This window comes from Halioglobus sp. HI00S01, from assembly GCF_001635445.1.
Lineage (GTDB): Bacteria > Pseudomonadota > Gammaproteobacteria > Pseudomonadales > Halieaceae > Halioglobus > Halioglobus japonicus.
Genome location: NZ_LWEE01000350.1, coordinates 1 through 341, shown reverse-complemented (window position 1 = coordinate 341; position 341 = coordinate 1). Strand labels below are relative to the sequence as shown.

At 49.4% G+C, this 341-nt stretch carries 1 rRNA gene; it reads left to right on the top strand.

Annotated features, from left to right (window positions below):
- Positions 1-341: ribosomal RNA gene (locus A3709_RS22880) — 23S ribosomal RNA — on the top strand; the annotation flags it as partial.

The window sequence follows — 341 nt, the reverse complement described above, 5'->3', positions numbered from 1 at the left end:
GGAAACGGGTTAATATTCCCGTACTTCTAGTTACTGCGATGGGGGGACGGAGAAGGCTAGGCCAGCAAGGCGTTGGTTGTCCTTGTTTAAGGTGGTAGGCAGAGATCTTAGGTAAATCCGGGATCTTAATGCCGAGAGCTGATGACGAGCTTTCTTTTAGAAAGCGAAGTGGTTGATGCCATGCTTCCAGGAAAAGCCTCTAAGCTTCAGGTAACTAGGAACCGTACCCCAAACCGACACAGGTGNTNNGGTAGAGAATACCAAGGCGCTTGAGAGAACTCGGGTGAAGGAACTAGGCAAAATGGTACCGTAACTTCGGGAGAAGGTACGGTACCATTTTG